General features: G+C 52.5%; 31 protein-coding genes. 15 read left to right on the top strand and 16 right to left on the bottom strand.

Features of this window, described 5'->3' with window-relative positions; all coding sequences use genetic code 11:
* Positions 1-4: 4 nt before the first annotated feature.
* From fliL to fliF, 7 genes are all read right to left on the bottom strand, one after another.
* Positions 5-505 carry a flagellar basal body-associated protein FliL gene (gene fliL, locus TU92_RS15400; protein ID WP_112168098.1) on the bottom strand — a complete coding sequence of 167 codons (501 nt, stop codon included), beginning with the start codon at positions 503-505 and terminating at the stop codon, positions 5-7.
* A gap of 196 nt (positions 506-701) precedes the next feature.
* The gene (locus TU92_RS15395; RefSeq protein WP_112168097.1) at positions 702-2,060 is read right to left on the bottom strand and encodes a flagellar hook-length control protein FliK; all 1,359 of its coding nucleotides are present in this window, start codon (positions 2,058-2,060) and stop codon (positions 702-704) included.
* Positions 2,057-2,503 carry a flagellar export protein FliJ gene (gene fliJ, locus TU92_RS15390; RefSeq protein WP_112168096.1) on the bottom strand — a complete coding sequence of 149 codons (447 nt, stop codon included), beginning with the start codon at positions 2,501-2,503 and terminating at the stop codon, positions 2,057-2,059. Before fliJ ends, TU92_RS15395 begins: the two co-directional genes overlap by 4 nt.
* Before the next feature lie 26 nt (positions 2,504-2,529).
* Positions 2,530-3,894 (bottom strand): flagellar protein export ATPase FliI, encoded by a 1,365-nt coding sequence (fliI, locus tag TU92_RS15385; RefSeq protein WP_112168095.1) that lies wholly within the window; start codon positions 3,892-3,894, stop codon positions 2,530-2,532.
* Positions 3,894-4,649, bottom strand: coding sequence for a flagellar assembly protein FliH (gene fliH / locus TU92_RS15380; protein ID WP_112168094.1), 756 nt, complete (start codon positions 4,647-4,649; stop codon positions 3,894-3,896). Before fliH ends, fliI begins: the two co-directional genes overlap by 1 nt.
* Positions 4,642-5,634: a flagellar motor switch protein FliG gene (gene fliG / locus TU92_RS15375; protein ID WP_112168093.1), complete on the bottom strand. Its 993-nt coding sequence runs from the start codon at positions 5,632-5,634 to the stop codon at positions 4,642-4,644. The genes fliH and fliG overlap by 8 nt, the downstream gene beginning before the upstream one ends.
* Positions 5,631-7,346 carry a flagellar basal-body MS-ring/collar protein FliF gene (gene fliF / locus TU92_RS15370; RefSeq protein ID WP_112168092.1) on the bottom strand — a complete coding sequence of 572 codons (1,716 nt, stop codon included), beginning with the start codon at positions 7,344-7,346 and terminating at the stop codon, positions 5,631-5,633. Before fliF ends, fliG begins: the two co-directional genes overlap by 4 nt.
* Positions 7,347-7,628: 282 nt before the next feature.
* On the opposite strand from fliF, the gene fliE reads away from it, so the two are divergent.
* From fliE to TU92_RS15355, 3 genes are all read left to right on the top strand, one after another.
* Complete coding sequence (gene fliE / locus TU92_RS15365) at positions 7,629-7,943, top strand: flagellar hook-basal body complex protein FliE (protein ID WP_112168091.1); 315 nt, start codon at positions 7,629-7,631, stop codon at positions 7,941-7,943.
* 574 nt (positions 7,944-8,517) lie between these two features.
* Positions 8,518-9,423, top strand: a complete 906-nt coding sequence (locus TU92_RS15360; RefSeq protein WP_112168090.1) for a bestrophin family protein — start codon at positions 8,518-8,520, stop codon at positions 9,421-9,423.
* A gap of 115 nt (positions 9,424-9,538) precedes the next feature.
* Positions 9,539-9,778, top strand: a complete 240-nt coding sequence (locus TU92_RS15355; protein ID WP_112168089.1) for a hypothetical protein — start codon at positions 9,539-9,541, stop codon at positions 9,776-9,778.
* Between the two features lie 48 nt (positions 9,779-9,826).
* Here the strand turns inward: TU92_RS15355 and TU92_RS15350 are convergent, their stop codons facing one another.
* Positions 9,827-10,291, bottom strand: coding sequence for a GNAT family N-acetyltransferase (locus tag TU92_RS15350; RefSeq protein ID WP_112168088.1), 465 nt, complete (start codon positions 10,289-10,291; stop codon positions 9,827-9,829).
* Between the two features lie 328 nt (positions 10,292-10,619).
* Between TU92_RS15350 and TU92_RS22315 the strand changes: the two genes are divergently transcribed.
* Positions 10,620-10,793: a hypothetical protein gene (locus TU92_RS22315; protein WP_167457463.1), complete on the top strand. Its 174-nt coding sequence runs from the start codon at positions 10,620-10,622 to the stop codon at positions 10,791-10,793.
* A 58-nt stretch (positions 10,794-10,851) separates the two neighbouring features.
* On the opposite strand, the gene TU92_RS15345 is transcribed toward TU92_RS22315, so the two are convergent.
* On the bottom strand, positions 10,852-11,052 hold the full coding sequence (locus TU92_RS15345) for a DUF7736 domain-containing protein (RefSeq protein WP_112168087.1): 201 nt from the start codon (positions 11,050-11,052) through the stop codon (positions 10,852-10,854).
* Between the two features lie 161 nt (positions 11,053-11,213).
* Between TU92_RS15345 and TU92_RS15340 the strand changes: the two genes are divergently transcribed.
* A complete protein-coding gene (locus tag TU92_RS15340; RefSeq protein WP_112168086.1) occupies positions 11,214-11,489 on the top strand; it encodes a hypothetical protein in 276 nt (91 codons plus the stop codon).
* A gap of 73 nt (positions 11,490-11,562) precedes the next feature.
* Here the strand turns inward: TU92_RS15340 and TU92_RS15335 are convergent, their stop codons facing one another.
* Positions 11,563-11,838 carry a hypothetical protein gene (locus TU92_RS15335; RefSeq protein ID WP_112168085.1) on the bottom strand — a complete coding sequence of 92 codons (276 nt, stop codon included), beginning with the start codon at positions 11,836-11,838 and terminating at the stop codon, positions 11,563-11,565.
* Between the two features lie 393 nt (positions 11,839-12,231).
* Between TU92_RS15335 and TU92_RS15330 the strand changes: the two genes are divergently transcribed.
* On the top strand, positions 12,232-12,486 hold the full coding sequence (locus TU92_RS15330) for a hypothetical protein (protein WP_112168084.1): 255 nt from the start codon (positions 12,232-12,234) through the stop codon (positions 12,484-12,486).
* A gap of 71 nt (positions 12,487-12,557) precedes the next feature.
* Complete coding sequence (locus TU92_RS15325; protein WP_112168083.1) at positions 12,558-12,716, top strand: YqaE/Pmp3 family membrane protein; 159 nt, start codon at positions 12,558-12,560, stop codon at positions 12,714-12,716.
* Between the two features lie 101 nt (positions 12,717-12,817).
* Here TU92_RS15325 and TU92_RS15320 read toward each other — a convergent pair whose 3' ends face one another.
* The 5 genes from TU92_RS15320 to fliD all read right to left on the bottom strand — a co-directional run bounded on the left by TU92_RS15320 (position 12,818) and on the right by fliD (position 16,416).
* A complete protein-coding gene (locus TU92_RS15320) occupies positions 12,818-12,994 on the bottom strand; it encodes a GhoT/OrtT family toxin (RefSeq protein WP_013575783.1) in 177 nt (58 codons plus the stop codon).
* A 117-nt stretch (positions 12,995-13,111) separates the two neighbouring features.
* Positions 13,112-13,966: a helix-turn-helix transcriptional regulator gene (locus tag TU92_RS15315; RefSeq protein WP_112168082.1), complete on the bottom strand. Its 855-nt coding sequence runs from the start codon at positions 13,964-13,966 to the stop codon at positions 13,112-13,114.
* A gap of 228 nt (positions 13,967-14,194) precedes the next feature.
* The gene (fliT, locus tag TU92_RS15310; RefSeq protein ID WP_112168081.1) at positions 14,195-14,557 is read right to left on the bottom strand and encodes a flagella biosynthesis regulatory protein FliT; all 363 of its coding nucleotides are present in this window, start codon (positions 14,555-14,557) and stop codon (positions 14,195-14,197) included.
* Entirely contained in the window at positions 14,532-14,969 is a 438-nt protein-coding gene (gene fliS, locus TU92_RS15305; protein ID WP_112168080.1) for a flagellar export chaperone FliS, read from the bottom strand. The genes fliT and fliS overlap by 26 nt, the downstream gene beginning before the upstream one ends.
* Before the next feature lie 19 nt (positions 14,970-14,988).
* Positions 14,989-16,416 carry a flagellar filament capping protein FliD gene (fliD, locus tag TU92_RS15300; RefSeq protein WP_112168079.1) on the bottom strand — a complete coding sequence of 476 codons (1,428 nt, stop codon included), beginning with the start codon at positions 16,414-16,416 and terminating at the stop codon, positions 14,989-14,991.
* Positions 16,417-16,671: 255 nt separating this feature from the next.
* On the opposite strand from fliD, the gene TU92_RS15295 reads away from it, so the two are divergent.
* From TU92_RS15295 to tcyN, 7 genes are all read left to right on the top strand, one after another.
* Entirely contained in the window at positions 16,672-17,955 is a 1,284-nt protein-coding gene (locus tag TU92_RS15295; RefSeq protein ID WP_112168078.1) for a FliC/FljB family flagellin, read from the top strand.
* 290 nt (positions 17,956-18,245) lie between these two features.
* On the top strand, positions 18,246-18,968 hold the full coding sequence (locus TU92_RS15290; RefSeq protein ID WP_056769937.1) for an RNA polymerase sigma factor FliA: 723 nt from the start codon (positions 18,246-18,248) through the stop codon (positions 18,966-18,968).
* Positions 18,969-19,022: 54 nt separating this feature from the next.
* Complete coding sequence (gene fliZ / locus TU92_RS15285; RefSeq protein ID WP_112168077.1) at positions 19,023-19,529, top strand: flagella biosynthesis regulatory protein FliZ; 507 nt, start codon at positions 19,023-19,025, stop codon at positions 19,527-19,529.
* A gap of 194 nt (positions 19,530-19,723) precedes the next feature.
* On the top strand, positions 19,724-20,716 hold the full coding sequence (locus TU92_RS15280; RefSeq protein ID WP_112168076.1) for a D-cysteine desulfhydrase: 993 nt from the start codon (positions 19,724-19,726) through the stop codon (positions 20,714-20,716).
* A 176-nt stretch (positions 20,717-20,892) separates the two neighbouring features.
* Positions 20,893-21,693 carry a cystine ABC transporter substrate-binding protein gene (tcyJ, locus tag TU92_RS15275; protein ID WP_112168075.1) on the top strand — a complete coding sequence of 267 codons (801 nt, stop codon included), beginning with the start codon at positions 20,893-20,895 and terminating at the stop codon, positions 21,691-21,693.
* Positions 21,694-21,763: 70 nt separating this feature from the next.
* Complete coding sequence (gene tcyL, locus TU92_RS15270; RefSeq protein WP_112168074.1) at positions 21,764-22,432, top strand: cystine ABC transporter permease; 669 nt, start codon at positions 21,764-21,766, stop codon at positions 22,430-22,432.
* The gene (tcyN, locus tag TU92_RS15265) at positions 22,429-23,181 is read left to right on the top strand and encodes an L-cystine ABC transporter ATP-binding protein TcyN (RefSeq protein WP_112168073.1); all 753 of its coding nucleotides are present in this window, start codon (positions 22,429-22,431) and stop codon (positions 23,179-23,181) included. The genes tcyL and tcyN overlap by 4 nt, the downstream gene beginning before the upstream one ends.
* Positions 23,182-23,734: 553 nt before the next feature.
* Here the strand turns inward: tcyN and TU92_RS15260 are convergent.
* Positions 23,735-24,655 (bottom strand): L,D-transpeptidase family protein, encoded by a 921-nt coding sequence (locus tag TU92_RS15260; protein ID WP_112168072.1) that lies wholly within the window; start codon positions 24,653-24,655, stop codon positions 23,735-23,737.
* 590 nt (positions 24,656-25,245) lie between these two features.
* Between TU92_RS15260 and TU92_RS15255 the strand changes: the two genes are divergently transcribed.
* Positions 25,246-25,986 (top strand): SDR family oxidoreductase, encoded by a 741-nt coding sequence (locus tag TU92_RS15255; protein ID WP_112168071.1) that lies wholly within the window; start codon positions 25,246-25,248, stop codon positions 25,984-25,986.
* Positions 25,987-26,147: the final 161 nt, after the last annotated feature.

The raw sequence follows: 26,147 nt of genomic DNA, 5'->3' as shown, positions 1-26,147 counted from the left end.
TTGATTATCGCAGTATGAAAGCAGTGAAAAGCACGTCGTTGATCACCTGTGGGGGCTGACCTTTGACCAGGGGCACGTCCAGAACTTGTTTGATTTCCTGCACCAGTTGTTGCTTGCCGGTTTCACTGACTAAATCCGACGTTTTCTGACGAGAAAGTAGCAACAGCAAGCGGCTGCGCACTTCGGGCAGGTACTCATTAAGAACCGCGCGGTTCTTTTCATCCGGCAGACGCAGGGTCAGGCCGATGTAAAGCACACGGTCAGGATCGTTATCCGGCGTTTGCAGGTTGACGGTGAAGGTATCCAGTGCCAGGAAAATAGGCGGCACCGGCGGTTCGTTTTTCTTCACTTCGGCAGTCTGTGAACCCGGAGCCGACTGCTGTTTGTGCAACATCCACCAGGCGTAACCCGCCGCACCACAAGCACCAATGGCCACCAGTAAAAGCAGAATCATCAAAAGCGGTCGCTTTTTTTTGCGCGAGGCCGAGAGAGCAGAGTCAGACATGGATGAGGCGATTTCCTGTAAGTATGAGCAGGTCAGCTGAGGAAGGCTCAACCTGCTGAGTCAATTCTGAGAATGATTATCCCGCTTATCCTGTTGTTCAATAGTCAGAATAGGCGGGAAAAATAAGGTCAGCTCTGCCGTTTGAATTAAGTGAACACTGACCGTCAGTAATTACCTGAAACAATTTTGCGAACAATTACGCAAAGATATCGACGCTGTTGTTACCGCTGATACGTTGCGCGAGGGAGGCTGGAACCGGTAAAGCGTCCGCCGCTGAGTTCACACCGCCCGCATTAAAGGCCGCCCAGCTGGAGGCGTTCCCCTGCTGAGAACCGGATTGTGAATTTTGCTGCTGCGCCTGTTGCCATTGCGAGCTGTCGCTGCCGACGCTGCTCTGGCCGAGGCTGATGCCGTTATCCGCCAGCGCCGTTTTCAGATCCGGCATCGCGGCTTCAATGGCAGAACGCACTGCGCTGTGGCCGGAAACAAAGTGCAGCTGCGCCTGATTGTTTTCGATCTTCATGCTGACCTGAATGGAGCCCAGATCCTGCGGATGCAGACGCAGTTCGGCGCTCTGTAACCCCTGACGATTGAACATCATCACTTGCTGACCGAGCTGCTGCTGCCATTCCGGCGTACCCAGCTGGGCGTTAAGCAATGGCGTGCTCGGGCTGGTGACCACGCTGGTGGTGGTCGGCGTGGTGGACACCGGCGCCGAAGAGACGGCCACGGCGGCGTTATTCACCAGATTTTGGATGCCATCGGTTGTGCGACTTTCGGTTTGCGGCGTTAGCGCTGCATTACCGGTCGCGGCCGTCATGGAGGCCAGCGCGCTGCTGAAATCCGGGGTCGCCGCGGAAGAGCTCTTGCTGGCAGTATGCGTCGCAGCAGGGGTCGCTGCGGCGCTGTCAGTCACGGCTGTTTTGCCGTCATCGGTCAGTAAGGACGATGCGGAGGTCAGCCCGGCGAGCAACGCGCTCTTTTTATCGGCATCGGTGGCGTCACCGGACGTTGCCGTTTGCGTGAGCGCTGCGGTCGCGGTCTGCACCTGCTGAGCCGGTTGCTGTTGCGCCGCCAGCTGGGCGAACAGCGCCTGCACTGGCAGGTTGGTCGCGTCATCTGCTTTGCTGTCTTTATCTTTATCCGTCAGCGCAGCGGTTTTCACCGACGAGGGATCCGTGCCTTTCAGGCTGCCGTTGGGCAACAGCTGGATCGCCGCAATCATTTTGCTCAGATCATTGTCATCAAGGGTCAGGCTGCCATCTTCTTCACCGGTGGTCACCGCCTGAGTGAGCGTGGCTTTATCCACCGTCTGGCCTTTAGCGCTGATCTTCTGGCCGAGCTGCGAGAGCTGGCTGGCAAGTTTAGGGTCGAGCTTTTCGCCGAGCTGCGCCTGCAACTGAGTGGCAAAATCTGTCGTCACACCCGTCGTGGAGGTACCCCCGGCGGAGGTGCCATCAGAGGCCGTGGCAGAAGAAGAGGCCGCACTGCCGGACGCAGCAGAGACGGTGGTTTTTGCCGTGGTAACGGCCGCAGGCAATATATTCAGATTCATAGCATTTTTTTCCTGTAAGCGCTGCGTTGGGCAAATTCATCATTCTGCTTTTGATCCATTTTGTTCTCATGCGAACGCTGCTGTTCACTGGCCCGGGTTTGCAGGGTCTGATAGGCGTTCAGCCGCTGTTGCTTATCCTGCCACTGGTTTACGGCAGCATTCAGCCGCTGGTCCCACTGCTGCAACTGTCTGCGGTGCTGATCAATGGCCACTTCCAGCGTGCCGATAAACTGCTGGTAGTTTTGCCAGGTATTCGCCGCAATCCCGCCGGTCATGGTGTTATTGAGTTTGTCACGATACTCGCGCTGATAGTTGAGCAGCATGGTGAGCTGCTCTTCAGCCTGAGTATGCGACTGCCTGATTTGCCCTAAATGATTGGTCGCCTGATCCAGCGCTTTTTGCGCCAGAGAACAAAGGGTGATCAATGGTGATGAGTTTTCCATCTGATTTACCTTTATCGGTTAAAAATTTAGCCTGGGAACAACATGTTCAGTTCCAGACAGGCGTCTTCATAGGTACTGCGTTCCATGATGTCCTGCTGGAGAAAGTTCTCCATCTGCGGGTACAACCGGATGGCGCGATCGAGCATCGGATCGCTGCCTGCCGCGTACGCCCCGACGCTGACCAAATCACGGTTACGCTGGTAGCTGGACAACAGTTGTTTGAAATTACGCACGCGGGCGTACTGTGCATCGTCAATCAGAGACGTCATTGCACGGCTGATCGACGCTTCAATATCAATGGCCGGATAGTGGCCGGATTCCGCCAGACGGCGTGACAACACCACGTGACCATCGAGAATGGCGCGGGCGGAGTCGGCAATCGGATCCTGCTGATCATCACCCTCGGTCAGCACGGTATAAAATGCAGTGATAGAACCGCCGCCGCTGATGCCGTTCCCCGCGCGTTCGACCAGCGCAGGCAGTTTGGCGAAGACGGAAGGCGGATAGCCTTTGGTCGCCGGAGGTTCACCAATGGCGAGGGCGATTTCACGCTGGGCCATGGCGTAGCGGGTCAGGGAATCCATGATCAGCAGAACATGCTGACCGCGATCGCGAAAATCTTCGGCGATACGGGTGGCGTAGGCGGCACCCTGCAGGCGTAACAGGGGCGAAACATCCGCCGGTGCGGCGATAACCACCGAACGTGCGCGGCCTTCGTCACCTAAAATGTTCTCGATAAAATCTTTTACTTCACGGCCACGCTCACCGATAAGCCCGACCACGATCACATCGGCCTTGGTATAGCGCGCCATCATGCCGAGCAGAACGGATTTACCGACGCCGGAACCGGCGAACAGCCCCATACGCTGGCCGCGACCGACGGTGAGCAGGGAGTTAATGGCGCGCACGCCAACGTCCAGCACATCGGTGATAGGCGTTCGTTGCAGCGGGTTAAACGGCGGGGTGATCAGCGCAGCGCGATAACCGGTATCCGGCGGCGGCAGACCGTCAAGCGGTTTGGCACTGCCATCGAGCACGCGGCCCAGCAATTGCGGGCCGAGCGGAAGTTGTTTGCCCGCGGTGTGGCCGTCGGGCGAGATCCGCGCATACACGCGAGCACCCGGCAAAATACCTTCGACTTCTTCAAGCGGCATGAGGAACAGGCTCTGGCCGTTGAAGCCAACCACTTCGCTTTCCACTTCCTGCACGGTCGGGCCGTCATGACGTTCGATCAGACAGGTCGCGCCGAGCGGCATCTGCAAACCGGTAGCTTCGAGGATGAGCCCCGTAGCGCGGGTCAGTCGGCCATAGCGGCGCACCGAGGGCGTACGGCCCATGCGCTTTTCGGCATCGTCGAGCGTTTTCAGCAGGCGGCTCAGGCGGGCGGTCATCAGAGATCTCCCGGTGCCGCGAGACGGCACAGTTCATGCCAGCGCGTGGCGATGGACGCATCCATATCGCCGTCTTCCGCACTGACTTTACAGCCGCCGCTGTGGATTTGGTTATCGGCCAGCAAACGCCAGCCGTGCATGCTCAGGCTCGCACCCATTTGCGTTTCAACACGCTCAAAATCAGCCGGATTGACGCGCAGTTGCGGTTTGCCTTTAAACATCGGCTCCTGCTGAATGAGCTGTTGGATCTGGTTGAGCAGGGCGGAACCGTCACAAATCGGTGCCTGACCCAAAATCTGTTTGGCCGCCGTCAGCGCCATTTGCATCAGGCGTGAGGCGATAACGCTATCGAGCGCATCCAGCGTTTGCTGGAAATCGGCTACCAGCACCTGCCAGTGTTCAGTGAGCACGGCCTGCTGTTGCTGGCCTTCCAGTAAAGCCTGCTGCTGCCCGGCTTCCTGACCAGACTGAAAACCTGCGGCGTAGCCCTGTTTTTGACCGGCTTCCAGACCCTGCTGGAACCCTTGTTGTTCCGCGCGGCGTTGCAAGTTTTGCAGTTCATTCTGATCGACCTGCACTTTCGGCTGGCCGTCGTCCTGCTCTTCCTCACCTTCCTGGAACAGAGGTTCGAGGGGCGAGGTAAAGGAAGGCATCGCCAGATCGCCTGGCCGCCACGGTTGCCACGGCAGGGCGTTAAGACGTTCTGTCTGGCGCTCTTCAGCGGTTTTCTTCTCCGGAGCTGGATTATCAGACATAGGAGTCCTCGCCGCCGCCAACCATCATTTCGCCAGACTCTGCCAGACGGCGAACCGTTTGCAGGATCGCTTTCTGTTCGTTCTCGACCAGAGACATACGCATCGGGCCGCGGTTGGCCAGATCGTCGCGCAGGATATCGGCCGCACGCTGCGACATGTTGCGCAGGAATTTCTCGCGAAGTGGTTGTTCGGCACCTTTCAGTGCGACCAGTAACGATTCGCCTTCGATTTCCTGCAACAGGCGCTGGATACTGCGATCGTCCACGTCCACCAGGTTTTCGAACAGGAACATCTCGTCGATAATTTTCTGGGCCAGTTCGCCGTCGTAACCACGTACTGCTTCGATAACCGCTTCTTCCTGCTGGGTTTTCATCAGGTTGATGATTTCCGCCGCAGTACGAACACCGCCCATCTTCGCCCGCTTGAGGTTCTGGCCGTCGAGCAGGTTGTTGAGCACTTCCGTCAGCTCTGCCAGCGCCGCTGGCTGGACACCGCCGAAGGTGGCGATACGCAACATGACGTCGTTGCGCAGACGTTCGTCGAACAGCGCGAGAATATCGGCTGCCTGACCGCGTTTGAGGTGCACAAGGATGGTGGCGATGATCTGCGGATGCTCGTCGCGGATCAGATCTGCCGCAATCACCGGCTCCATAAAGTTGAGCGTTTCCATGCCGCTGGTGGTTTCGCGGGATTCCAGAATATCTTCCAGCAGGCTGGACGCACGTTCTTCGCCCAGCGCCTTGGTCAGTACCGCACGCAGGTATTCACTGGTGTTGACGCTCAGCGCGGCGTACTGCTCGGATTCGTCCTCGAACTCATTCAGGACTTCGGCCAGCTGCTTATTGGAGATCTGATGGATGTTCGCCATCGCGCCACTGATTTGCTGAACTTCGCGCGGGGAGAGATGCTTGAACACCTCTACCGCGCGGTCTTCGCCCAGCGTTATCATCAAAATGGCGCTTTTTTCAGTTCCGGTCATAGTCATGGTTGTTCGGTACTCATCCATTGGCGGATAACCAGGGCGACGATACGAGGATCTTTATCGGCCAGCTCCTGAACGCGTTGAGTTTGCACTTCGACGCTGACGCGCTGCTGTGAACGCTTGCGTTTCTCCAGCTCGTCGTTGCTGAGTTTCACCGGTTTGCTGCCTTCAGGTTGAGGCTGGGACGCGGCCAGAACAGCAGCGGCAACGGCGTCTTTCTCGGCCTGCTGTTTGCGCAGCATCGGACGAACCATTTTGCGCCACAACAGCCAGGCAACAATCAGCACCAGTAACCAGCGGCCTGCGTCGATCAGCTGATCGAAGAACGCCTGTTGTTTCCAGAACGGCAATTCAGCAGAGTCGTCGCTCGCTTCATTGAACGGCGTATTTACCACGTTCAGCGTATCGCCGCGTTCGGTGGAGAAGCCCATCGCTTCGCGCACCAGATCGTCAATCTTCTTCAACTGCTCGTCGGTCAGCGGCTTAGATTTGCCATCTGCACCGGTCTGATAGTTGACGACTACCGCCGCAGACAGGCGCTGTACCGCACCGGCGCTATGCTGGGTGTGAGTGATGGTGCGATCGACTTCGTAGTTTGTGGTTTCATCACGACGGCTGTTCGACGGCACCGTTGAACGGTTCGCCGTGCTGTTTTGGGCCGCGTTCTGACCATTGGCTGCCTGATTCTGCGCACCGTTCGCCGTATTGGCGGGTGCAGGCGTCGTCACTGGCGCGGTGGCAGCCGGGGCTGGCTGGTTGCTCAGCGCTCCCGGAACGCCGCCGACTGCTGAACCACCAATCTGATCGCTGGTGCTGAGCTGGCGGGAACGTACTGCTGCTTTATCCGCAGCGCCGTTCGGCTGGTAATTTTCATCGGTCTGTTCGCGGGTGGCGTAATCAATCTGCGCGGTGATTTGCGCGTGAACGTTACCGTTACCGACCACAGGTTGCAGAATCGCTTCGATGCGACGTTGCAGGCGGCCTTCCACTTCGTTGGCATATTTCAGCTGCGAAGCATTCAGATCACGCCCGTTGCTGTCAGACTGGGTCAGCAGATGACCGCTTTGATCGACCACTGTGACGCTGGCAGGCGGCAGACCGGAGACGCTGCTCGACACCATATAAACGATGGCGTTGATCTGACCATCATCCAGGGCGCGGCCCGGTTGCAAATTCAGGGTGACGGAAGCGGAAGGGTTTTTCTGCTCGCGGACAAATAAAGAAGGTTTCGGAATGGCTAAGTGAACGCGGGCGCTGGAGACCGGGCCGAGCGTTTCGATGGTGCGGGAGAGTTCACCTTCCAGTGCGCGCTGATAGTTAATCTGCTCACTGAACTGACTGATACCAAACTTCTCCTGATCCATCAGTTCAAAACCGACGGCGCCGCCCTTCGGCAAACCGGCCGCAGCCAGTTTGAGACGCGTTTCATACACTTTGTCCGCAGGGATCAGAACCGCGCCGCCGTTATCAGAAAACTGATAGGGGATGTTCATCTGCGTGAGCTGTGTGACGACTGCGCCACCATCTTTATCGTTGAGGTTACTGAACAGCACCTTATACGTCGGTTGCTTGGCCCACAGTGTCATAACAACAATAACAGCCACGGCAGCGGCAGCAGCAATGGCGATAGGAATTTTTGGGTTGGCGCGCAGGCGATTAAGCAACGCAGTAAAACCGCTTCGAGGGTTTTCTGCGCCGGCTATTGCGGAACTCATACAAGATCCCTATTTAGCTGTTGGATGGTGGTGTTCATGTTGTCTCGTAACAAAACAGACTCCCAAGTGCGCAATCGTTGAAGCGTGATATTTTTCAAACCTCCATACAGGCAGGCCTATTTTCTAGGTGAGCCATTATTTGTCGCGCAAGGCAAAGTTAATGGCCCGATAAGCCATGGTTTTTGCGGTCAATTACGGCGTTTAGGAAAAAACTGATGTGATAGGGTGTCATTCCATGAAAGAACCCCATTGGTTACCGATACAGCGATAAGCGGAGAAAGCATGTCAATTCAAGGCATTGAGAGCGTTTTACAGCAAATGCAGGCTACGGCAGTGCAAGCGGGAGCAATAAAGCAACCCGATGCCACCTCAGAAGCTGGTTTCGCCAGTGAGCTGAAAGCCGCATTAGGCAAAATTAGTGAAACGCAAAACAACGCAAAGTTGCAGGCTGAAAAACTCGAAATGGGTGTGCCGGGCGTCAGCCTCAACGATGTAATGGTCGATCTGCAAAAATCCTCGATCTCATTGCAACTGGGCGTGCAGGTACGCAACAAGCTGGTGGCGGCTTATCAGGATGTCATGAATATGTCGGTGTAATGTATTAAGTGAACGAAATAATGATAAAAGAATTGCTACCTGTTGCCCTGTGGGGCATGGCGGGGGCAATTTATTGGGTTTTTTGAGGGGGAAGGAAATAACAGGAGCAGCAAAGACAAACTTCGCAAAAAAATTCGAACCTTAACTGTTAATAATCGTTATCAATATCCTGCATGGCCGAACGGATCACCCACCACACAGCCAGACCCAGCAATGCCAAAACAATAAACAAAATTATCATAGCCCAATTCCTTCATTTCACTTTTGCGAAGGTTCTCACAGGACGTCCGTCATTTTCCCGAGCTTAGGACTGTTTTGTTACAGTCATAAGATCCTGACTTAGTTTTTGAATAGTCACGTTCTGATATTATTATCGACCGCAAACAACTACAACTTGATAGGCAGGGAAGAATTGTTTCAATTTATTGTTCAACGTGAAGGTTACGTTGTGAACGAAAATGAGTTTTCTAAAAAATAAATGTTACCGATGTCACAAAATTGTCCTTTGCTTGTGCAGGTTTATTTGCCAAAATCGCGAAAAAATGTTTCCACCTGCCAAAAGCACCTGCACAAAATGATAATCCGCCCACCCCGTCACTGGTTCTTGCGTTTGTTCGTCTGGCACGGCTCTGTGCTGCCCAGCATTATGTTCCGGCTGAGTCTTAATCTTCTGATGTCACTGGCCGCCATCCTTTGTCTGCCCTGGTACGAAACGCTTGGCGTTAAGCTGACTCTTGCGCCTTTCAGCCTGCTTGGCGTCTCGATTGCGATCTTTTTGGGGTTCAGAAATAGTGTAGCGTATTCGCGTTATATCGAAGCGCGTCAGCTGTGGGGCGGGTTGCTGATTGCCTGCCGTACGCTGCAAAGTCAGGTGATGGCCGTCTGTCCGGGCGAAGCGCATCGGGTGACGGCGTTGCTGCTGGCGTTCTGTTACAGTCTCAAGCATCAGCTGCGCCACAGCGATTCACGGCCTGATCTTGAACGTTTGTTAGGGGATGATGCGGAGGATATTCTTTCACGGCGCGCACCGACCAACATGGTGCAGCTGCGGTTGTCGCAATGGCTGGCGGAACGCCGCCGGACCGGCGAAATGTCGGATGTGGTTTACGCGCACATGGACACCACGCTGTCACAGCTTTCTCAGGTTGTCGGCGGTTGCGAGCGCATCGTCAGTATGCCTATCCCTTTCGCTTACGGGCTGCTGTTGCACCGCACGGTGTATCTCTTTTGTAGCCTGCTGCCGTTCGCCCTGGTGGTGGATTTGCATTACATGACGCTGCTGGTGTCGGGTTTTATCTCCTATACATTTCTGTCGCTCGATACGCTGGCTGAAGAGCTGGAGATGCCGTTTGGTTATGCCAACAATCACCTGCCGATGGATGCGATGTGTACCAACATCGAAATCAATTTGCTGGAGATGAACAACCAGTCGCAGCTACCGGACACGCCGATGCCGGACGCGCATTATCGTCTGACCTAGGTGGCGAGTGTCACGGTTTGGGTAAGATTCATAAGACTGTCATAAATACGCAACAAAAATGAAATAGCGTGGACGGGTCCGCTGTATAACGTCCCCAAGCATTTTCGAGGTATTTATGTCAGTCATTCAGGCCAAATCCCTGCACGAAGCCGAAGACCTGCTGAATTCCGGTATGGTGAAAAAAGTCGAACTGGCTTTTAGTATTAACAGTGATGAGTTTTTCAAACTTGCGCTGGAATGCGGAGATCGCGGTGCGAAAATCACCAAGGGTAAGAATTTCTTTGTTATCACACTCAAAAAATGGGTCATTCCTTCTAATGACCTGCCTGCCACCAAAAGCAACGTCCTGATGTGATACAGTCTCCATAGCACTGCCATACCGACAGTGTTATGGAGGACTCCTCTAAGCCACGGTTTTCATCATATAGACGCTCAGCGGATCCGGCGACTGGTTGTAATCGCCAAAGGCATCCGTACGTGCATAGCCGAGTTTCTCATACAGCGTGATGGCTTTTTCCTGAAACACGCCCGTTTCCAGATAAAGATCTGTGTGCCCCAATTCTTTCAATTTCTTTTCCATCGCGGCGATAAGCAGTGAAGCGATCCCTTGCCCGCGAAATAAGGGATTGACGTACACCCGCTTCATCTCAGCGATGCGATGTTTTGAGATGTACAGGCAGGCGCATCCGGCCCAGTCGTCATCGACACGCGCCATAAAACAGGTGATATCGCCTTCATCCAGCTCCGTAATATTGACACCGTAAAACGATTCGGGTGGATAGAGCGGGTACTGATAAGCGTCCAGTTCGGCAATCAGACGGGCTAAATGCGGGTGGGCGACATCGGTTTCAAAAATCTGGGCACTCACGGCGTGGCTCTCAATGCAACATTTTGGATTTATATTCTTAACCGAAATCGCCCCAAAAACAAGGGACTGCCAGAGGGATGAAGGGAAGGGGGCACTCGAAGGTGTAAGGAAATCGTAATAATTGAAGAAGTCTTGGCCACGTCTGTCAGAGTTATCTGAATTGATCAAAATGTGATCACTTTGTCTGTCATCCCTATTTCTTTTACCTCATATTCTTCCACTGTAAGAAGTGTATACAATGCAATAACTCACCGTGATTAATTCACACCCTGCAATCACAGTGAGATGAACGAGACACATTATAAGTGTTTGAATAAAGGATAAAATTATGGCTGTCTATCCTGTTGGCGTTTTTGTCACGCTTACTTTTACACCAGGTTTGTTTGAAGTAATCACGATTTTGAATGAGGTATCGCCGGTGCAGTATCAGTTGATGAATGTTGAGACTGGCAATGTGATCAGAGTGAATGAGAACTTCATTCGCGGAATTATAAAACCTTAACAATATGACCGGTCAGGCTGCGTAGCTGCTGCCTGACCGGTCATGTTTTGTGCCCCAGTCAGTCAGGCATCAGCGCGTTAAAATCCTCTTCGTACAGCTCGCGGCACTCCTGGATAAACTCCGGATAGCCCAGTTCGGATGTCTGCACATCACGTCCCAAACGTTTTTCTAAATCCTCGTGAAATCCCTCAAACTCTCCGTGCAGAATGCCGGTAAAACCGGTGAGGATGATGCATTGCTCGGGTGTTAGTTTCGTCACGTTGAGTTCCTTAAGCGATTTTTAAAAGCAGAATTTTTAAAAGTGTTAAAAGTTTCTGAAAAGATGTTGAAAAGGGAGAAGTGCCTCACGTCGTGTTTCTGCAAAACGACGCAACATGTCCTATCCTCTAATTAATCCTACTGAAAAACAAGGAGTCACAAATGGATCAGGACTTGTTCGAACAGGCACCCTTACCGCTGTTAACCCGTTTTCAGGTGGGAGACAGGGTGAAGTTACTCACTTTTCCCGTGGGCATTCATCCTGCCAGCTATCAGCTGGATGTGGCGATTACCGCCATCCATGACGGTGAGTTCGAGGGCGAGATTGTCCGCATCGCCACCCTTGGCCGGCAGGGGCACGAGCAGGCGCATTTTGCGCTCGGCGGGCAGGTCGCTTTCTATGCCAGAAATATTCAGGGTATGGCCCCCGAGGCATAAAAAACAAAACCCCGCTTTAGTGGCGGGGTCTTTAACTACTTCACACTTTCACTTCACGCTGACATGGCGTCAGTTACATCATTGGCTTCACGTGTTTGGTGTTCGCCTGAGTCGTCAGAACGTCTGCGGGAATTTTTGAACAACTGCCGCAATACCCCACCAGATACCATCTTCCGTCAGCGCCTTTCTCCGGATTCACTTTGTAACGCTCGTTACGCTTACCGTAAAATTCACGATCCACATTCTTTGATGCATCTTCCCAGAAACACAGCGAAAACTGATGACATGCATCGACATGCCGTTGTCCGTCGCGGCTTCCGCCAACCAGTAAATAATGATATTCAGACATACTGCCTCCTGAACCCCAAATATGATGGGGTAATTGTCCTGACTACAAGGAAACTACCTGGAATTTCAACCCGAAAACAAAACAAGAGAGACAATAACGGGCGCCGAAACAACCCGAAGAACACATTTTTTATTACGTAAACTATAGAGCAGATCACAAGATGGGGGAAGAAATATGGGTGAAATGTGACCTGCGTCACTTTATATTTTTCCATGATTGTGATTGTGCGCAGACATTCCGTCAGGCCATTGTGAATGAAGGGATTTTTCGTGAGGTCGCCGCAGAGGTCAGCGGTTGAAATAGGGGGGTTAATCCCTTGTGCTGCGGGCTTAGAAGTCAGGTATGTCGTGCTACTTTGGCTACGTTGACTCTTTTACTCGCGCAGGAAATGCAATGGCAGATAAACAGGTTATAGATTTGGTCATGTCGGTCAATAAACACGTCGAAGAAACTGCCATGCAACATCTGATGCTGCGCAATTTTATTATCGTGATGTGCCGGAGCATGACCGAAGAGCAAAAAAATCAAGTGAGATGGCAGATGCGCCAGATCCATCAGGTGACCGATGCTGAACACCGGCAAGGCGATGTGGAAATTCTGGAAAAAACCCGGCGGGATATGGAAATTATGCTGGAGCTGATCAATTAGGTTTCTTCTGATGTCTGTCTTTTTAGGGATGAACTATCATTAACACGATGATAACCAAAGGGAGATACAAAATGGGATTTTGGAGAGTACTGATCACCATTCTGGTACCGCCGTTGGGCGTACTGATAGGTAATGGTTTAGGCGGAGCATTTCTGCTGAATATTTTGCTGACTTTACTGGGCTATTTCCCGGGTCTGATCCACGGTTTTTGGGTACAGACGCGTAAATAACAAGCCTTGTCATCGCAGCACGAAGACTGACATAACACGTCGACTGACATAACACGTCATCTGAAAACCCGGTCTGAATGCCGGGTTTTCTTTTTCGAGGGTCAGAACAGAGAGAAGAGGAGGACCACAGGAAGGCTCATCGGCCAGGTAAATCCAATAATGCCGGACGTTAATAGCCTGATCTTGATCGTATCGCGGCTCACCAGCAGGGTGAACAGTACGGCGATACCCAGCCCGCCCCAGTAAATCGTTTTAATCACTTCCCACCAAACGTGCACAACCAACCCCTGACCATTCATAAAAACCGGCGGGTATGATATTCCGTTAACATCTGGTAATCAATTATTGTGTGATGTTACTCATGATTTTGTAATGTAAGTATTTGGCATTGATTGTTATTGAACATCACTTGTGATGGGGGAATGAACCGACTGCGCGCGTAAATGCCCCCGAATGGCGGTGGGTGCAAAACCGAAACGTTTGCGAAACCGCTCAGCAAAACGCGAACCGCTTTCATAGCCGACCTGATGCGCGATGTGGGAGATGGCCAGATCCGTGCATTGCAACAAGCGCAGGGCGTGGGTCATGCGAACATCAATCATCAGATTACGCAGTACACTGTTTTCGGCTGCCAACCGGCGGCGCAGCATCACTTCATTCATCATCAGTTGCTCGGCCACTTCCGCAGCCGTAAAGGCTTTATGCAGATTGTTGACCAGCAGTTCGCGCACCCGCTGGGTCATACTTTCGCTGTGTTGCAGGGAATAGCGCACGCCGAGCTGCGACAGCCACAGCAACTGCTCAAGCATCCGGTGACGGGTAATCGGCGCAGGTAAACCGTGATGCCAGAGAATGGCATTGTGTGTATCGATAAAACTTTGTCTGAAAGCGCCGGGAACGTGGGGGATGACCTGCAGGTGATCGACAGTAATCAGCGGGGGTTTAAACGCCGGAGTGTGCAATCCTGCATCGGTCAGCAGGGCATTATCCCACGCCATAATCGCGCAGCTAAATGGCCCGTTTTCAGAAAGCTGATGAGTAAGCCCCAGCGTTTGCCCGCTGTTGAGCACCAGCATTTCACCCGTTTGCAGGGACACTTCCTGATGCTGATAATGAACCGTCATGCTACCATTTTGGATCAGGAGTAACTGAGGTTTGTCGATATACACATCTTGAATAAAAAGTTCACTGTGCTGAATAAGTAGCGAGGTCGATCCTATCCCTGGGGTGACTTTTATTTTACGTACCATGGTGATGATGCCCGAATATGACGACGACGGCGTCCAGTTGCCTGAATATAAATCAAAGCTGCGCGACTTTGTTACTAATACAAACTGGTCACCGGTTGAGGCGAAAGTCAGGGATGGAGACAGAGAGAATTAGCCCTGGCAGCTGTGTGCTCTCTGCCTCTGAAACCTTAGTATGTACAAGAAATATTTGATAAAATAGAACAATATAAATTAAAACAAAAGTATTAATTATTGGCGATCGCCAAACGCGATCGAACGGAGATCGATTTTTCCGTAAGTCATATTCACTTGTTGTTGTCTTGACGACTGTCCAATCAGCTCGGTGAGTTGATTCATCCGGGCTTGTAATAATGTTTTGATCATATTTTCGTTATCCAGAATCTGACGCAAATATTTGCGTACTTCATACTGAATAGCCATCGACGTGCTTTCGGATACCGGTAACGTGGTGGTCGCTTCCACGGCTTTCAGATAACTGACTTCGAGCTCGACCAGCTCATCCCATTTCTCTTCTTTCGCCAGCCGCAACATCTGCTCGCTTAAAGTCAGGATCAGTTGATATTCATTAACCAGATACTGATGTTGATCCATTATATTGGTCCTGCGACGGGTGATAGTTTGGGCCGATTTGCCGCCAGGCATCGGCAATATTTTCCAGTAAGCCCAGCACTTCCGTGATGGCTTCCTGATCGTTGTGTAAATTGGCATGCAATAAACGACGAACCATATAGGAATAGAGCGCTTCGAGGTTATCCACTAAATCGGGATCGCCTTTCTCGCGGCTCATTCCGGCTTTCAGTCCGCTGTCGATAATATTAATGGCCTTAGAGAGCGCTTTGCCTTTATCGGCAATATTTCCCTGCTGCATAAAAATGCCAGCACGGATAAGGGCGCTGCGCGCCCCGTCAAATAACATCACCACTAACTGATGCGGACTGGCACTCATTACGCCACTTTCTAAGCCTACCTGTGCGTAGGCCTGGGTTCCTTTAGCGTTATACATAATTTTTCTTCCTTCCTGACTAGCTTGAACTGGACGTGGTCATGGCATCGAACTGCTTGGTCAGATAATCGGCCGTGCTGTTGAGCTTCTGAATCGCAACGTCGAGCGCAGTGAACTGCGTTTTATAGCGGGCAATGGTGGTGTTGATGCTGTCATTGACCTTGTTGTACTGCGTGGTCAGCGTTTTCAGCGTGGCGTTGACTGCCGTTTCTGCGTTGGCGATGGTGCCGGTGCTGGCGTTCAGGAAACCGCTGTTCAGGTTAGTGATGTTGGTCATCACGCCGGTGGTTTTCCCGTCGCCTACCATCATGGTTTGCACCGAACTGGTGTTATCGGTCAGTGCGGTTTTCAGTTTTGCGCTGTCAATTTCCAGTTTGCCGGTATCAGGATCGGTGGTAATACCAATATTCGACAGGGAAGTGATGGTGCCGGAGCCAGACGCTGCGCCAAGTGCAGATTTCAGACGGGTCTGGATAGTGCGCAGGGCGCTGTCACCCAGCAACGCACCGTTGGTGGTGTCTGCGGTATCCGAGTTGGTCGCTGTTGCTGTGAATTTGGTCAGACTGGTGAAGGTATCCTGCAACGCATTGTAGGAATCAACAAAGGTCTGAATCGCCGTGGTAGCTGTACCGGTATCTTTTGCCACAGTCAGCGTTGCTGGCGTGGTGGTCGTGCCGGTCAGACTTAATGTAATGCCGTCCTGCGCGTCGCTGATGGTGTTGCTTTGACGTTCCAGATCGATGCCATTGAACGTCAGTTTTGCATTAGCTGCTGCTGCGTTCTCCGTCATCGCGCCAGTACCGGTGGAAGAGTTATAACCAATAATGTTATTCAACTGGTCATCGCCGGTCACGCTGACGGTCATTTCTGAATTGGTACCGGTGTTATTCGCGCTCAGCACTAATTTGTAGCTGCTGTCGGTGACTTTCACGATACTGGCGGTTACGCCGCCGCCGGCTTTGTTGATCGCATCGCGAACGCCGGTCAGGGAGGTTTGTGAATCGGTCAGATTAATACTCAGCGGTTTGCTGCCGTCGCCCTGACTGATGGTCAGCGTACGGGAGTTACCGGTGGTCGTGGCACCCAGCGCAGTGGTGTTGCTGGCTTGTGTGGTAGAAATTAAAGACTGAGACGAGGCGAGGCTGGTCACAGACAGGGAATATTTGCCGGGGGCGGCACCGGTGGACGTCGTGGCATTGAATGCCGCGGTGTTGTTCGATGTGGCTGTGGTCGCGCCGTAAGTATTCGTCGATGACAACGCGGTAGCAGCGTCAGCAAAGGTCTGCAATGCGCTTTGCATCGTGCCATAGGCTGTTAATTTGGCGCTGTAGCTGCTTTGCGCGGAGCTGATAGGGGTCAGGCGTGCTTTTTCTGCGGTCGTCAGGTTAGCGAGCAGGGTATTGAGGTCTAAGCCTGAACCGATGCCTAATGAAGAAATAGTGGCCATATGTATCCTTTACGGGTTGTATAAGAGTCTTTAAGCCCTATCGGCACGACGGAGAAAAAGTTTAATGGATTGCAACAAAAAGTAATGGCGTGAATAGCCGGTATAAGGAGGGGTAATTCTCAAAGTAAGAAAGTGAGCTTTTTTGAGAAATAATTCTAAAGGTTGCTGGAGTATCGCCGATACAAGTTTGGACGGTGATGAACGCCGTGGGCAATAAGCCCGAACCCCTTAACCAGACTTTGAAGGAATACACTCATGGGTCAAGTAATCAATACCAACACGCTGTCTCTGATGACTCAGAACAACCTGAACAAATCCCAGTCTGCACTGAGCACTGCTATCGAGCGTCTGTCTTCTGGTCTGCGTATCAACAGCGCGAAAGACGATGCAGCGGGTCAGGCGATTGCTAACCGCTTCACTTCAAACATCAATGGTCTGACTCAGGCTTCACGTAACGCCAACGACGGTATCTCCGTTGCGCAGACCACTGAAGGTTCACTGAGCGAAATCAACAACAACTTACAACGTATTCGTGAGCTGTCCGTTCAGGCTGCTAACGGCACCAACTCCGATTCCGACCTGACCTCAATCCAGGACGAAATCACATCCCGTCTGTCTGAAATCGACCGCGTATCTGGTCAGACTCAGTTCAACGGCGTGAACGTATTGGCTTCTAACCAGACCATGAAAATTCAGGTTGGCGCTAACGACGGTCAGACTATCGACATCGACCTGCAGAAAATTGACTCAACGACTCTGGGTCTGAACGGTTTCTCTGTTTCTAAAAACGCACTGAAAACCAGCGATGCTATCACTCAGGTTGGCGCAAGCGGCTCCCTGAAAGATGTTAACCTGTCTGCTGCTGCTACTTCTCTGGGTCTGGACGCAAGCAAACTGTCTCTGAAAAACGTTCAGACTGCAGCTGGCGCAGCGACTGCAACTTACGTTGTTTCTGATGGTACTAACAACTATGCAGCATCTGTTGATGATACTACCGGTAACGTGACACTGAACACCACTGACGTATCTTACACTGACACCACTAACGGTGTTACTGCGGGTACTCAGACTGGCAAACTGGTTAAAGTTGGCGCTGATGCAACTGGCGCAGCAGTAGGTTACGTTTCAGTACAGGGTAAAGACTACAAAACTGCAACTGCAGCAATCGCTGACGGCGGCGCAACCGGTACTGCAAACGTTGCCAGCACCATCGGTGATATCTCTGATGCTGCTAACGCCAATGCTTACACTGGTACTGCAACTTCAGACCCACTGAAAGCAATCGACGCTGCAATCGCTAAAGTTGATACATTCCGTTCTTCACTGGGTGCGGTTCAGAACCGTTTCGATTCTGCCATCACCAACCTGGACAACACCACTACTAACCTGGCATCTGCACAGAGCCGTATTCAGGATGCTGACTACGCAACTGAAGTTTCTGCAATGTCCAAAGCGCAGATCCTGCAACAGGCTGGTACTTCAGTATTGTCTAAAGCTAACCAGGTTCCTCAGTCCGTACTGACCCTGCTGCAAGGCTAATTTTTCGGATAACCCGAAAAACTCAGTCCAACCCCGCTTCGGCGGGGTTTTTTTTTAACCAAAACTTACGAATTTGTACAATCCCTTTGGCGGGCAGGCTGGTATAATTTAGGATAATCTTTATATTTAGAACAAAATTTAAGCTATCACGACCGGCAGGCAGAGGGATGGCGACAGGCGATGTTCGAGACATAATCAAAATAGCCGCGCTTTTTTGTCCTTATTCTGCCGATTGAACAGGCTTTCCACTGTCACAATGCTACAGACCCTTAATTTTACAGGTTACGACAGTGAGCGATCTGTATACCGCCGACGGCGTGATAGACAAAAATTCTTTGTGGCAGCGCTATGTTCCCCTGGTGCGCCACGAAGCCCTGCGTTTGCAGGTACGGCTTCCCGCCAGCGTAGAGCTTGATGATCTACTGCAGGCGGGGGGAATCGGCCTGTTGAATGCGGTTGAGCGATTTGATGCGATGCAGGGCACGGCGTTTACCACCTACGCCGTTCAGCGTATTCGCGGCGCGATGCTTGATGAGTTGCGCAGCCGCGACTGGGTGCCGCGCAGCGTGCGACGCAATGCGCGTGAAGTGTCCCAGGCAATGCATCATGCAGAACAACGATTAGGGCGTCCACCGAGCGAAGGAGAGGTGGCGCAGGCGCTGGATATTCCCATCGAGGAATACCGGCAAATACTCATGGACACGAACAGTAGCCAGTTGTTTTCTTATGACGAGTGGCGTGAAGAGCACGGCGATTCAGCCGAGGCATTGATGGAAGGGCACGAAGAGGCCAACCCGTTACATCATCTGTTGGAGGGCAATTTACGCCACCGGGTGATGGAAGCTATCGATGCGTTACCAGAACGGGAAAAGTTAGTTCTTACGCTTTACTACCAGGAAGAGTTGAATTTAAAAGAGATCGGGGCAGTGCTGGAAGTCGGGGAATCCCGGGTAAGCCAGCTGCACAGTCAGGCGATTAAGCGATTGCGAACGCGCCTGGCCAACGACCACTGATCCGCTTTTTCCTGGCCGGTTATACATTTTATGTCCCTTATCAGGAATAAATTTATGCCAGCGGGAATCAAAACAAGGCCTTTAAGCCGTTATCTTAAAGATTTTAAACATAGTCAGACTCATTGCTCACAGTGTGCAAAAGAACTCGACAGGATGGCACTGGTGTTTCGCGGGCAAATCATCAATAAAGAGGCCATCGCTAAGATGGACCAGCCTATTGATGACGACGTGTGGCACAACCTGTCGCAAGAACTGACCGCACTGTGTCGTTTTTGCAGTGAGATTAGCTGTAACAGCCATTCGTCGTATTTCGACATCATGGCGTTTAAGCAATATCTGTTTGAACAGACTGAAATGAATCACAGCACGGTGCGCGAGTACGTTGTCCGCCTCCGCCGTCTGGATGAGATTTTATCTGCCAGCAACTATCCTCTCGATAAACTGAAAGGGGACAGCATCCACCAGCGGATCATTAGTGATGTACCGGTGGCGGCACACGATAACTACCGTATTGCCCTGCGCAAATACGATCAGTATCTGGCCTGGCAGAAATCCGCCTGAGTCCGTTTCGCACAGAATGACAATGAAACACCCTAAACAGGTTCCTCCGGGAGCCTGTTTTTTTGTCTCCAGTTTGTATACATTCTTTATATACTTAATCATCAATATCATTTCATATCCGAATAATTCTTTTTACGGTTTCGCTCAGCCCTGCGGCTGCGCGTCAGGGGAACACTGTGCCTGCTCAAATTTCAATGCTTAAAAACCGGCTGGATGCCTTTGATCGTCTCGATTTATTGGGTAACAGCACGCCGCTGGAAAAATTACACCGTCTTTCAGAACACGTTGGCCGCGACATTTACATCAAACGCGACGACGTCACTCCGCTGGCAATGGGCGGCAACAAGCTCAGAAAGCTGGAATATCTGGTCGCCGACGCGCTGGCAGAGGGCGCGGATACGCTGGTGACCGCCGGGGCTATTCAGTCAAACCACGTACGCCAGACCGCCGCCGTGGCCGCAAAACTCGGGCTAAAATGCGTCGCGCTGCTGGAAAACCCGATTGGCACCGCCGAGACAAATTATCTGACCAACGGCAACCGTTTGTTGCTGGACCTGTTCAACGTCGAAGTGGTGATGTGCGAGGCTTTGCACGATCCGATGGCGCAGCTGGCAGAGCAGGCAGAGCGTCTGGAAGCACAGGGTTTTCGTCCTTACGTGGTGCCGGTCGGTGGCTCAAATGCATTAGGCGCGCTGGGCTACGTGCAATGTGCGCTGGAAATCGCTGAGCAATCTTCCGCCAGCTTTGTGGATTTCAGCGCCGTGGTTGTCGCTTCCGGCAGCGCCGGGACGCACGCCGGTCTGGCGGTGGCATTGAGCCATCTGATGCCGGATACCGCCCTGATTGGCGTGACGGTGTCACGTAAAGCCCACGAGCAACGTCCGAAAGTGGAGGCGATTGCCCGCGAGGTTGCCACTCATCTGCAACTGGATGAAAACATTCCGTCGATAGTTTTGTGGGATGAATACTTCGCGCCGCGCTACGGCGAGCCGAACGAAGCGGGTATGGCGGCGGTTAAACTGCTGGCCGAACAGGAAGCGATGTTGCTCGACCCGGTCTACACCGGCAAAGCGATGGCGGGTTTACTCGATGGCATCGAACGCGGTCTCTTCCCGGAAGACGGCCCGATCCTGTTTATTCACACCGGCGGGGCACCAGCGCTGTTTGCCTATCACCCGTTTGTATAGGCATCACATATCGCTGTGATGGGTGGAAGTGATCGTTTTGATGGCTTAAAGTGTGCTTATTCCATTTTGAGCTAAGATTATAGAATTATATTCCTGATAACTGATGCGACGGGTGCTACTGTGCGCAAATCCATAGGGTATATAACGTTTTATAATTAACTATAAATGAGGTGAATATGGGTTTTTCTACACTGCGTCGTCGTTTACTCCTGGGTGCTGTGGCGGTGACGTTAACTGTCGGCATGGTCAGCAACAGCTTCGCTGATGAAGGTTTACTGAAGAAAGTTAAAGAACGCGGCACGCTGATCGTCGGGCTGGAAGGCACTTATCCTCCGTTCAGTTTTCAGGGTGAAGACGGCAAACTGACCGGTTTTGAAGTGGAGTTTGCTGATGCGCTGGCGCAGCACATGGGCGTAAAAGCCAAGCTGCAACCGACCAAGTGGGACGGCATGCTGGCCTCACTGGAATCCAAGCGTATCGACGTGGCGATTAACCAGGTGACGATTTCTCCTGAGCGTAAGAAGAAATATGATTTCTCCACCCCGTACACCGTTTCCGGCATTCAGGCGCTGACCAAAAAAGGCAATGAGGCCAATTTTGCTAAACCTGAAGACCTGAAAGGTAAGAAAGTAGGCGTGGGTCTGGGCAGTAACTACGAGCAGTGGTTGCGTGAAAATGTTCAGGGCGTGGATATTCGTACCTATGATGATGACCCGACAAAATATCAGGATCTGCGCGTAGGCCGTATTGATGCGATTCTGGTAGACCGTCTGGCAGCGCTGGATCTGGTGAAGAAAACCGGCAACACCTTAGCCGTTGCGGGCGCACCGTTCTCCCGTCTGGAAGCGGGCGTGGCGCTGCGTAAAGACAACCCGGAACTGCTGGCTGCAATCAACAAAGCCATTGCCGAGATGCAAAAAGACGGCTCACTGACCAAAATTTCTGAGAAGTGGTTCGGGGCTGACGTCACCAAATAATGCTCGTTGCACCGGGAGCTGATGTTGCTCCCGGTACTCTTAGAGCAAACATCCAAAAGGTCTTTATCGGATGCAAGAAAGTATTCAACTGGTGCTGGATTCAGCACCATTTTTATTGAAGGGAACCCTGTTTACGCTCCAGCTAAGTATTGGCGGGATGATTTTCGGGTTATTACTGGGCTTTATGCTGGCGCTGATGCGCCTTTCGCGTTTCTGGCCGCTGTCATGGTTGTCACGTTTTTACGTGTCAGTATTTCGTGGTACGCCGCTTATCGCACAGCTGTTTATGATTTATTACGGCCTGCCGCAGTTTGGCATTGAGCTGGATCCTATACCGGCTGCCATGATCGGCCTGTCGCTTAATACAGCGGCTTACACCTCTGAAACCCTGCGTGCGGCGATTTCGTCGATCGAAAAAGGGCAGTGGGAAGCCGCCTCCAGCATTGGGATGAACCACTGGCAGACGCTGCGCCGCGTGATTTTACCGCAGGCAGCCCGTACCGCGCTGCCACCGCTTGGCAACAGTTTTATCGGTCTGGTGAAAGACACTTCGCTGGCCGCGACCATTCAGGTACCTGAGCTGTTCCGTCAGGCGCAGCTGGTCACCTCGCGCACGCTGGAAGTGTTCACCATGTATCTTGCCGCCTCGATCATCTACTGGGTGCTGGCAACCGTTTTATCCTTCCTGCAAAACCGTCTGGAAGACCGCGTTAACCGTCAGGATCAGGAGCCTTCATGAGTACCATTGACGTTAAGCAACTGACTAAGAAATTCAACGGCCAAACGGTGTTACACGGTATTGATTTACAGGTGAATGCCGGAGAAGTGGTGGCGATTATCGGCCCGAGCGGTTCCGGTAAAACCACGCTGCTGCGCAGCATCAATCTGCTGGAAGAGCCGGACGGTGGCACCATCAAGGTCGGTAAAATCGAAATTGACGGTAACAAGCCTGTCAGCAAGCAGAAAAACAAAGTCCGCGAACTGCGTCAGCAGGTCGGCTTTGTATTCCAGAACTTTAATCTGTTCCCACACCGTTCCGTGCTGGAAAACATCATTGAAGGCCCGGTTATCGTAAAAGGTGAATCGAAAGAGAAAGCGATTGCCGCCGCGCGCAAACTGCTGGAAAAAGTCGGCCTGAGCGGTAAAGAAGACGCCTACCCGCGCCGTTTGTCCGGCGGTCAGCAGCAGCGTGTGGCGATCGCCCGCGCACTGGCAATGAATCCTGAAGTCATTTTGTTCGATGAACCGACGTCTGCCCTCGACCCGGAGCTTGTCGGCGAAGTCCTCAACACTATCCGCGCGCTGGCGCTCGAGCACCGCACAATGGTTATCGTGACGCATGAAATGAGTTTTGCGCGCGATGTGGCGGACAGGGCGATCTTTATGGATCAGGGAAGGATCGTGGAGCAGGGGCCTGCGAAGGAGTTGTTCTCGAATCCGCAGCACGCGAGAACTAAGCAGTTTCTGGAGAAGTTCCTCGCCCACTAAATTCAAGAGCGTGGGTTGCCACCCAAACTGGCCTCAAGGTCAAGACCCCAAACTGGCCTTAAGGTTAAGACCTTGGGCTGCCACCCAAACCGGCCTTAAAGGGGGCTTATCGCCGCCCCCCTTAAGAATCCCCGGATCTTTAAAACACGTGCCATGCATCCCGGCTCTGTTTCAGAAACTCCTCCTGTTGCCGCAAAATCCCGCCGCTGCGCGGTTCCCTCCGGTCGGGTTACAACCCGCGCAAAAACTCGCGGTTTTCCACCTCTTCCTGCGGCGTGATTTTGCGCCACACGCGTCAGCAACAGAACAGGTCCATCGTTCCAGCGGTAGCGCATGTTTTAAAAAGACGTGGAGATTTCAAAGAGGGCCCGTCTTGGACCTCTTTGGGCGGTTTCGGCGCAGCGAGTTAAGTGATCACTGCTATTGAGAAACCGAAACTTTCTCGGTTATTTTTTTAGCCGCCATTGGATGGCAGTCCAAAAAATCCCCAAAAAAAAGCCCCGAAAAAGTTTCGGGGCTTTCCAACGTCTCACACCACTCCAAGCCTTAACGCTTAGTTGATTTGAACCGGCATGCCTGCACGCATCTCGATCGCGCGCTGAACCACTGTCTGATTCACACTTGGATCCATCGCCACGGCGTTGGAGCTGCCGGTCAGGCTGATTGGAATCGGCTGTTGGGAGTCGAATTCTTCCTGGTTGGAAGACAGCGGGTTATGGATCTCAACATAACGCTTGCCGTCTGGCTCAACGGTGGCTTTCACCGGCTCGTTGATGAACTGAACGCGGGTGCCTTGTGGCACGTTGTCGTACAGCCATTTGATGTCAGCATCACGCAGACGTACACAACCGTGGCTGACGCGCAGACCGATACCAAAGTTGGCATTGGTGCCGTGAACAGCATACAGGCGGCCTACGTACAGCGCGTACAGACCCATCGGGTTGTCCGGGCCGGCAGGGAAGACGGCAGGCAGGAACTCGCCGCGGGCGGCATATTCTTCATGCATTTTTGCCGTCGGGGTCCAGGTCGGGCCGGCTTTCTTACGCTGGATAGTGGTCACCCAGTTCAGCGGGGTGTCTTTGCCCAGCTCACCGATACCGATTGGCAGAACGACAACGGTATTGCTGCCTTTCGGGTAGTAGTACAAACGCATTTCTGCGCTGTTGATGACAACACCTTCGTGCGGCGTATCCGGCAGGATTAACTGTTGCGGAATAGTCAGCACGGTGCCAGGGGTTGGCAGGAACGGATCAACGCCAGGGTTGGCTTCAAGCATGTTGCTCAAACCCATCTGGTATTGCGCTGCAAAATGTTCGAGAGGCAGGCTGCTGCCCTGTGGAACAGTGACCGTAATATTTTCACCGACCAGACGACCATTGTTCGCCGGAAGAGGATATACCACAGCAAAAGATGCCTGGCTGTACGCAGCAACTGCCAAAACCAGGGTAACTATCGCGCGAATGCTCATTTTCATATTTTCGTTGGTCGTTAATGCCACACTGGCAGTTGTTGTCAGAATGTTGATTTCCCCCCGGCAGGCTTACCACCGGAGAGACACGGTACTTTCACAGAGCACTTTAATGAGACTCAGTATGTGTAACGAATCACATTTCAGGGTCGCTAATTATAAGGATTTATTGCCAACAGGCCAAAGCTTTCTCATGCTGTTCGAAAAGTTCCCTGCACCGACCGCATTTTTTGCGGAGTCCTGCACAATTCCTTCACATTTAACCGCTTATTTACGGCAAAACGGCACCACGACCCGCGCGGGGGAAAACACTTTCTGCGCCTTTTCGCCATGCTGCCAAAACCTTCAAAGAAGGGCGTGTGGTCAGGGTCGGAAAAGCTGATCTGTCTTCGGGCTAGTTGTTACTGCGTTCCTCTGCCATACATTCAGGGTGAAAGCTGTTTATCTCACGACTACCCTCAACCGGCGGTTAATCATCATACTAAATATCCTGATCAGGAAGGACTTAATGCCATTGCGACCGGATGAAACAGATGACGACTGTGCGTATCTTTCGTAAGGTAAATGGCAACTTTAAGGATTAAAAGGGATCGATAATGGGCAGATTTGACGGTAAACGTGTACTTATAACGGGCGGCACCAGCGGTATAGGGCTGGCAGGCGCGCTGCGAATTGTGAAAGAGGGAGGGGAAATTGCCCTCACGGGACTCAATGAAGAACGGCTGGCCCAGGCTCGCAAGCTGTTACCGGGCACCGCACTGGTTCTGAAAAGTGATGCAGCCAGTGAGGCTGATATCGATGCGCTGACAACGGCTGTCAACGACTGGGGGCACCTCGACGGATTGTGGTTGAATGCGGGTTACGCAGAAGTGGGGACACCGGAATCTGTTACGGCCGACGCCTTTAATCGCATGATGAATGCCAATGTTCGCGGGCCTATGCTCCAGCTTGCATCGCTTTCCAGGGCTTTGAATCCTGGCGCATCAGTGTTAGTCACCGCGTCGTCTTCGGTCTATGAAGGCGCGGCAATGACCAGCCTGTATGCTGCAACCAAAGGCGCCGTTGTCGCCATGGTAAAAAGCTGGGCCGCCTCGCTGGCTACACGCAACATTCGCGCCAACACGCTGGTACCGGGACCCATCGAGACTAATTTCAGACACTTCATGCCCGAGGAGTCGCGGCAACAGTTTGAGGATTTTGTGGTGAACCAGGTGCCACTCAGGCGAGCCGGTACCGCTGATGAAGCGGCCGCCGTCGCACTGTTTCTGCTCTCAGATGATGCGGCTTATGTCACCGGAAGCCAATATGCTGTGGACGGCGGATTAGTTCACTATTGATTTTGAAAAAATCAATGAAATCATCGCGTATATCAGTGGCAGCAGGTCAGAGGTTTAAAACGATGTGACTGCAAGATACAGGCGGTGGGTCACTTTATCAGCATCTGCTCTTCGCTCTGAGCCGCCGGTTGACACTGCTACAGCAAAGCCGGTGTATAAAG

Origin of the sequence: Rahnella inusitata (assembly GCF_003263515.1) — a bacterium.
Lineage (GTDB): Bacteria > Pseudomonadota > Gammaproteobacteria > Enterobacterales > Enterobacteriaceae > Rahnella > Rahnella inusitata.
This window is presented reverse-complemented; position numbering and strand designations above follow the sequence as displayed.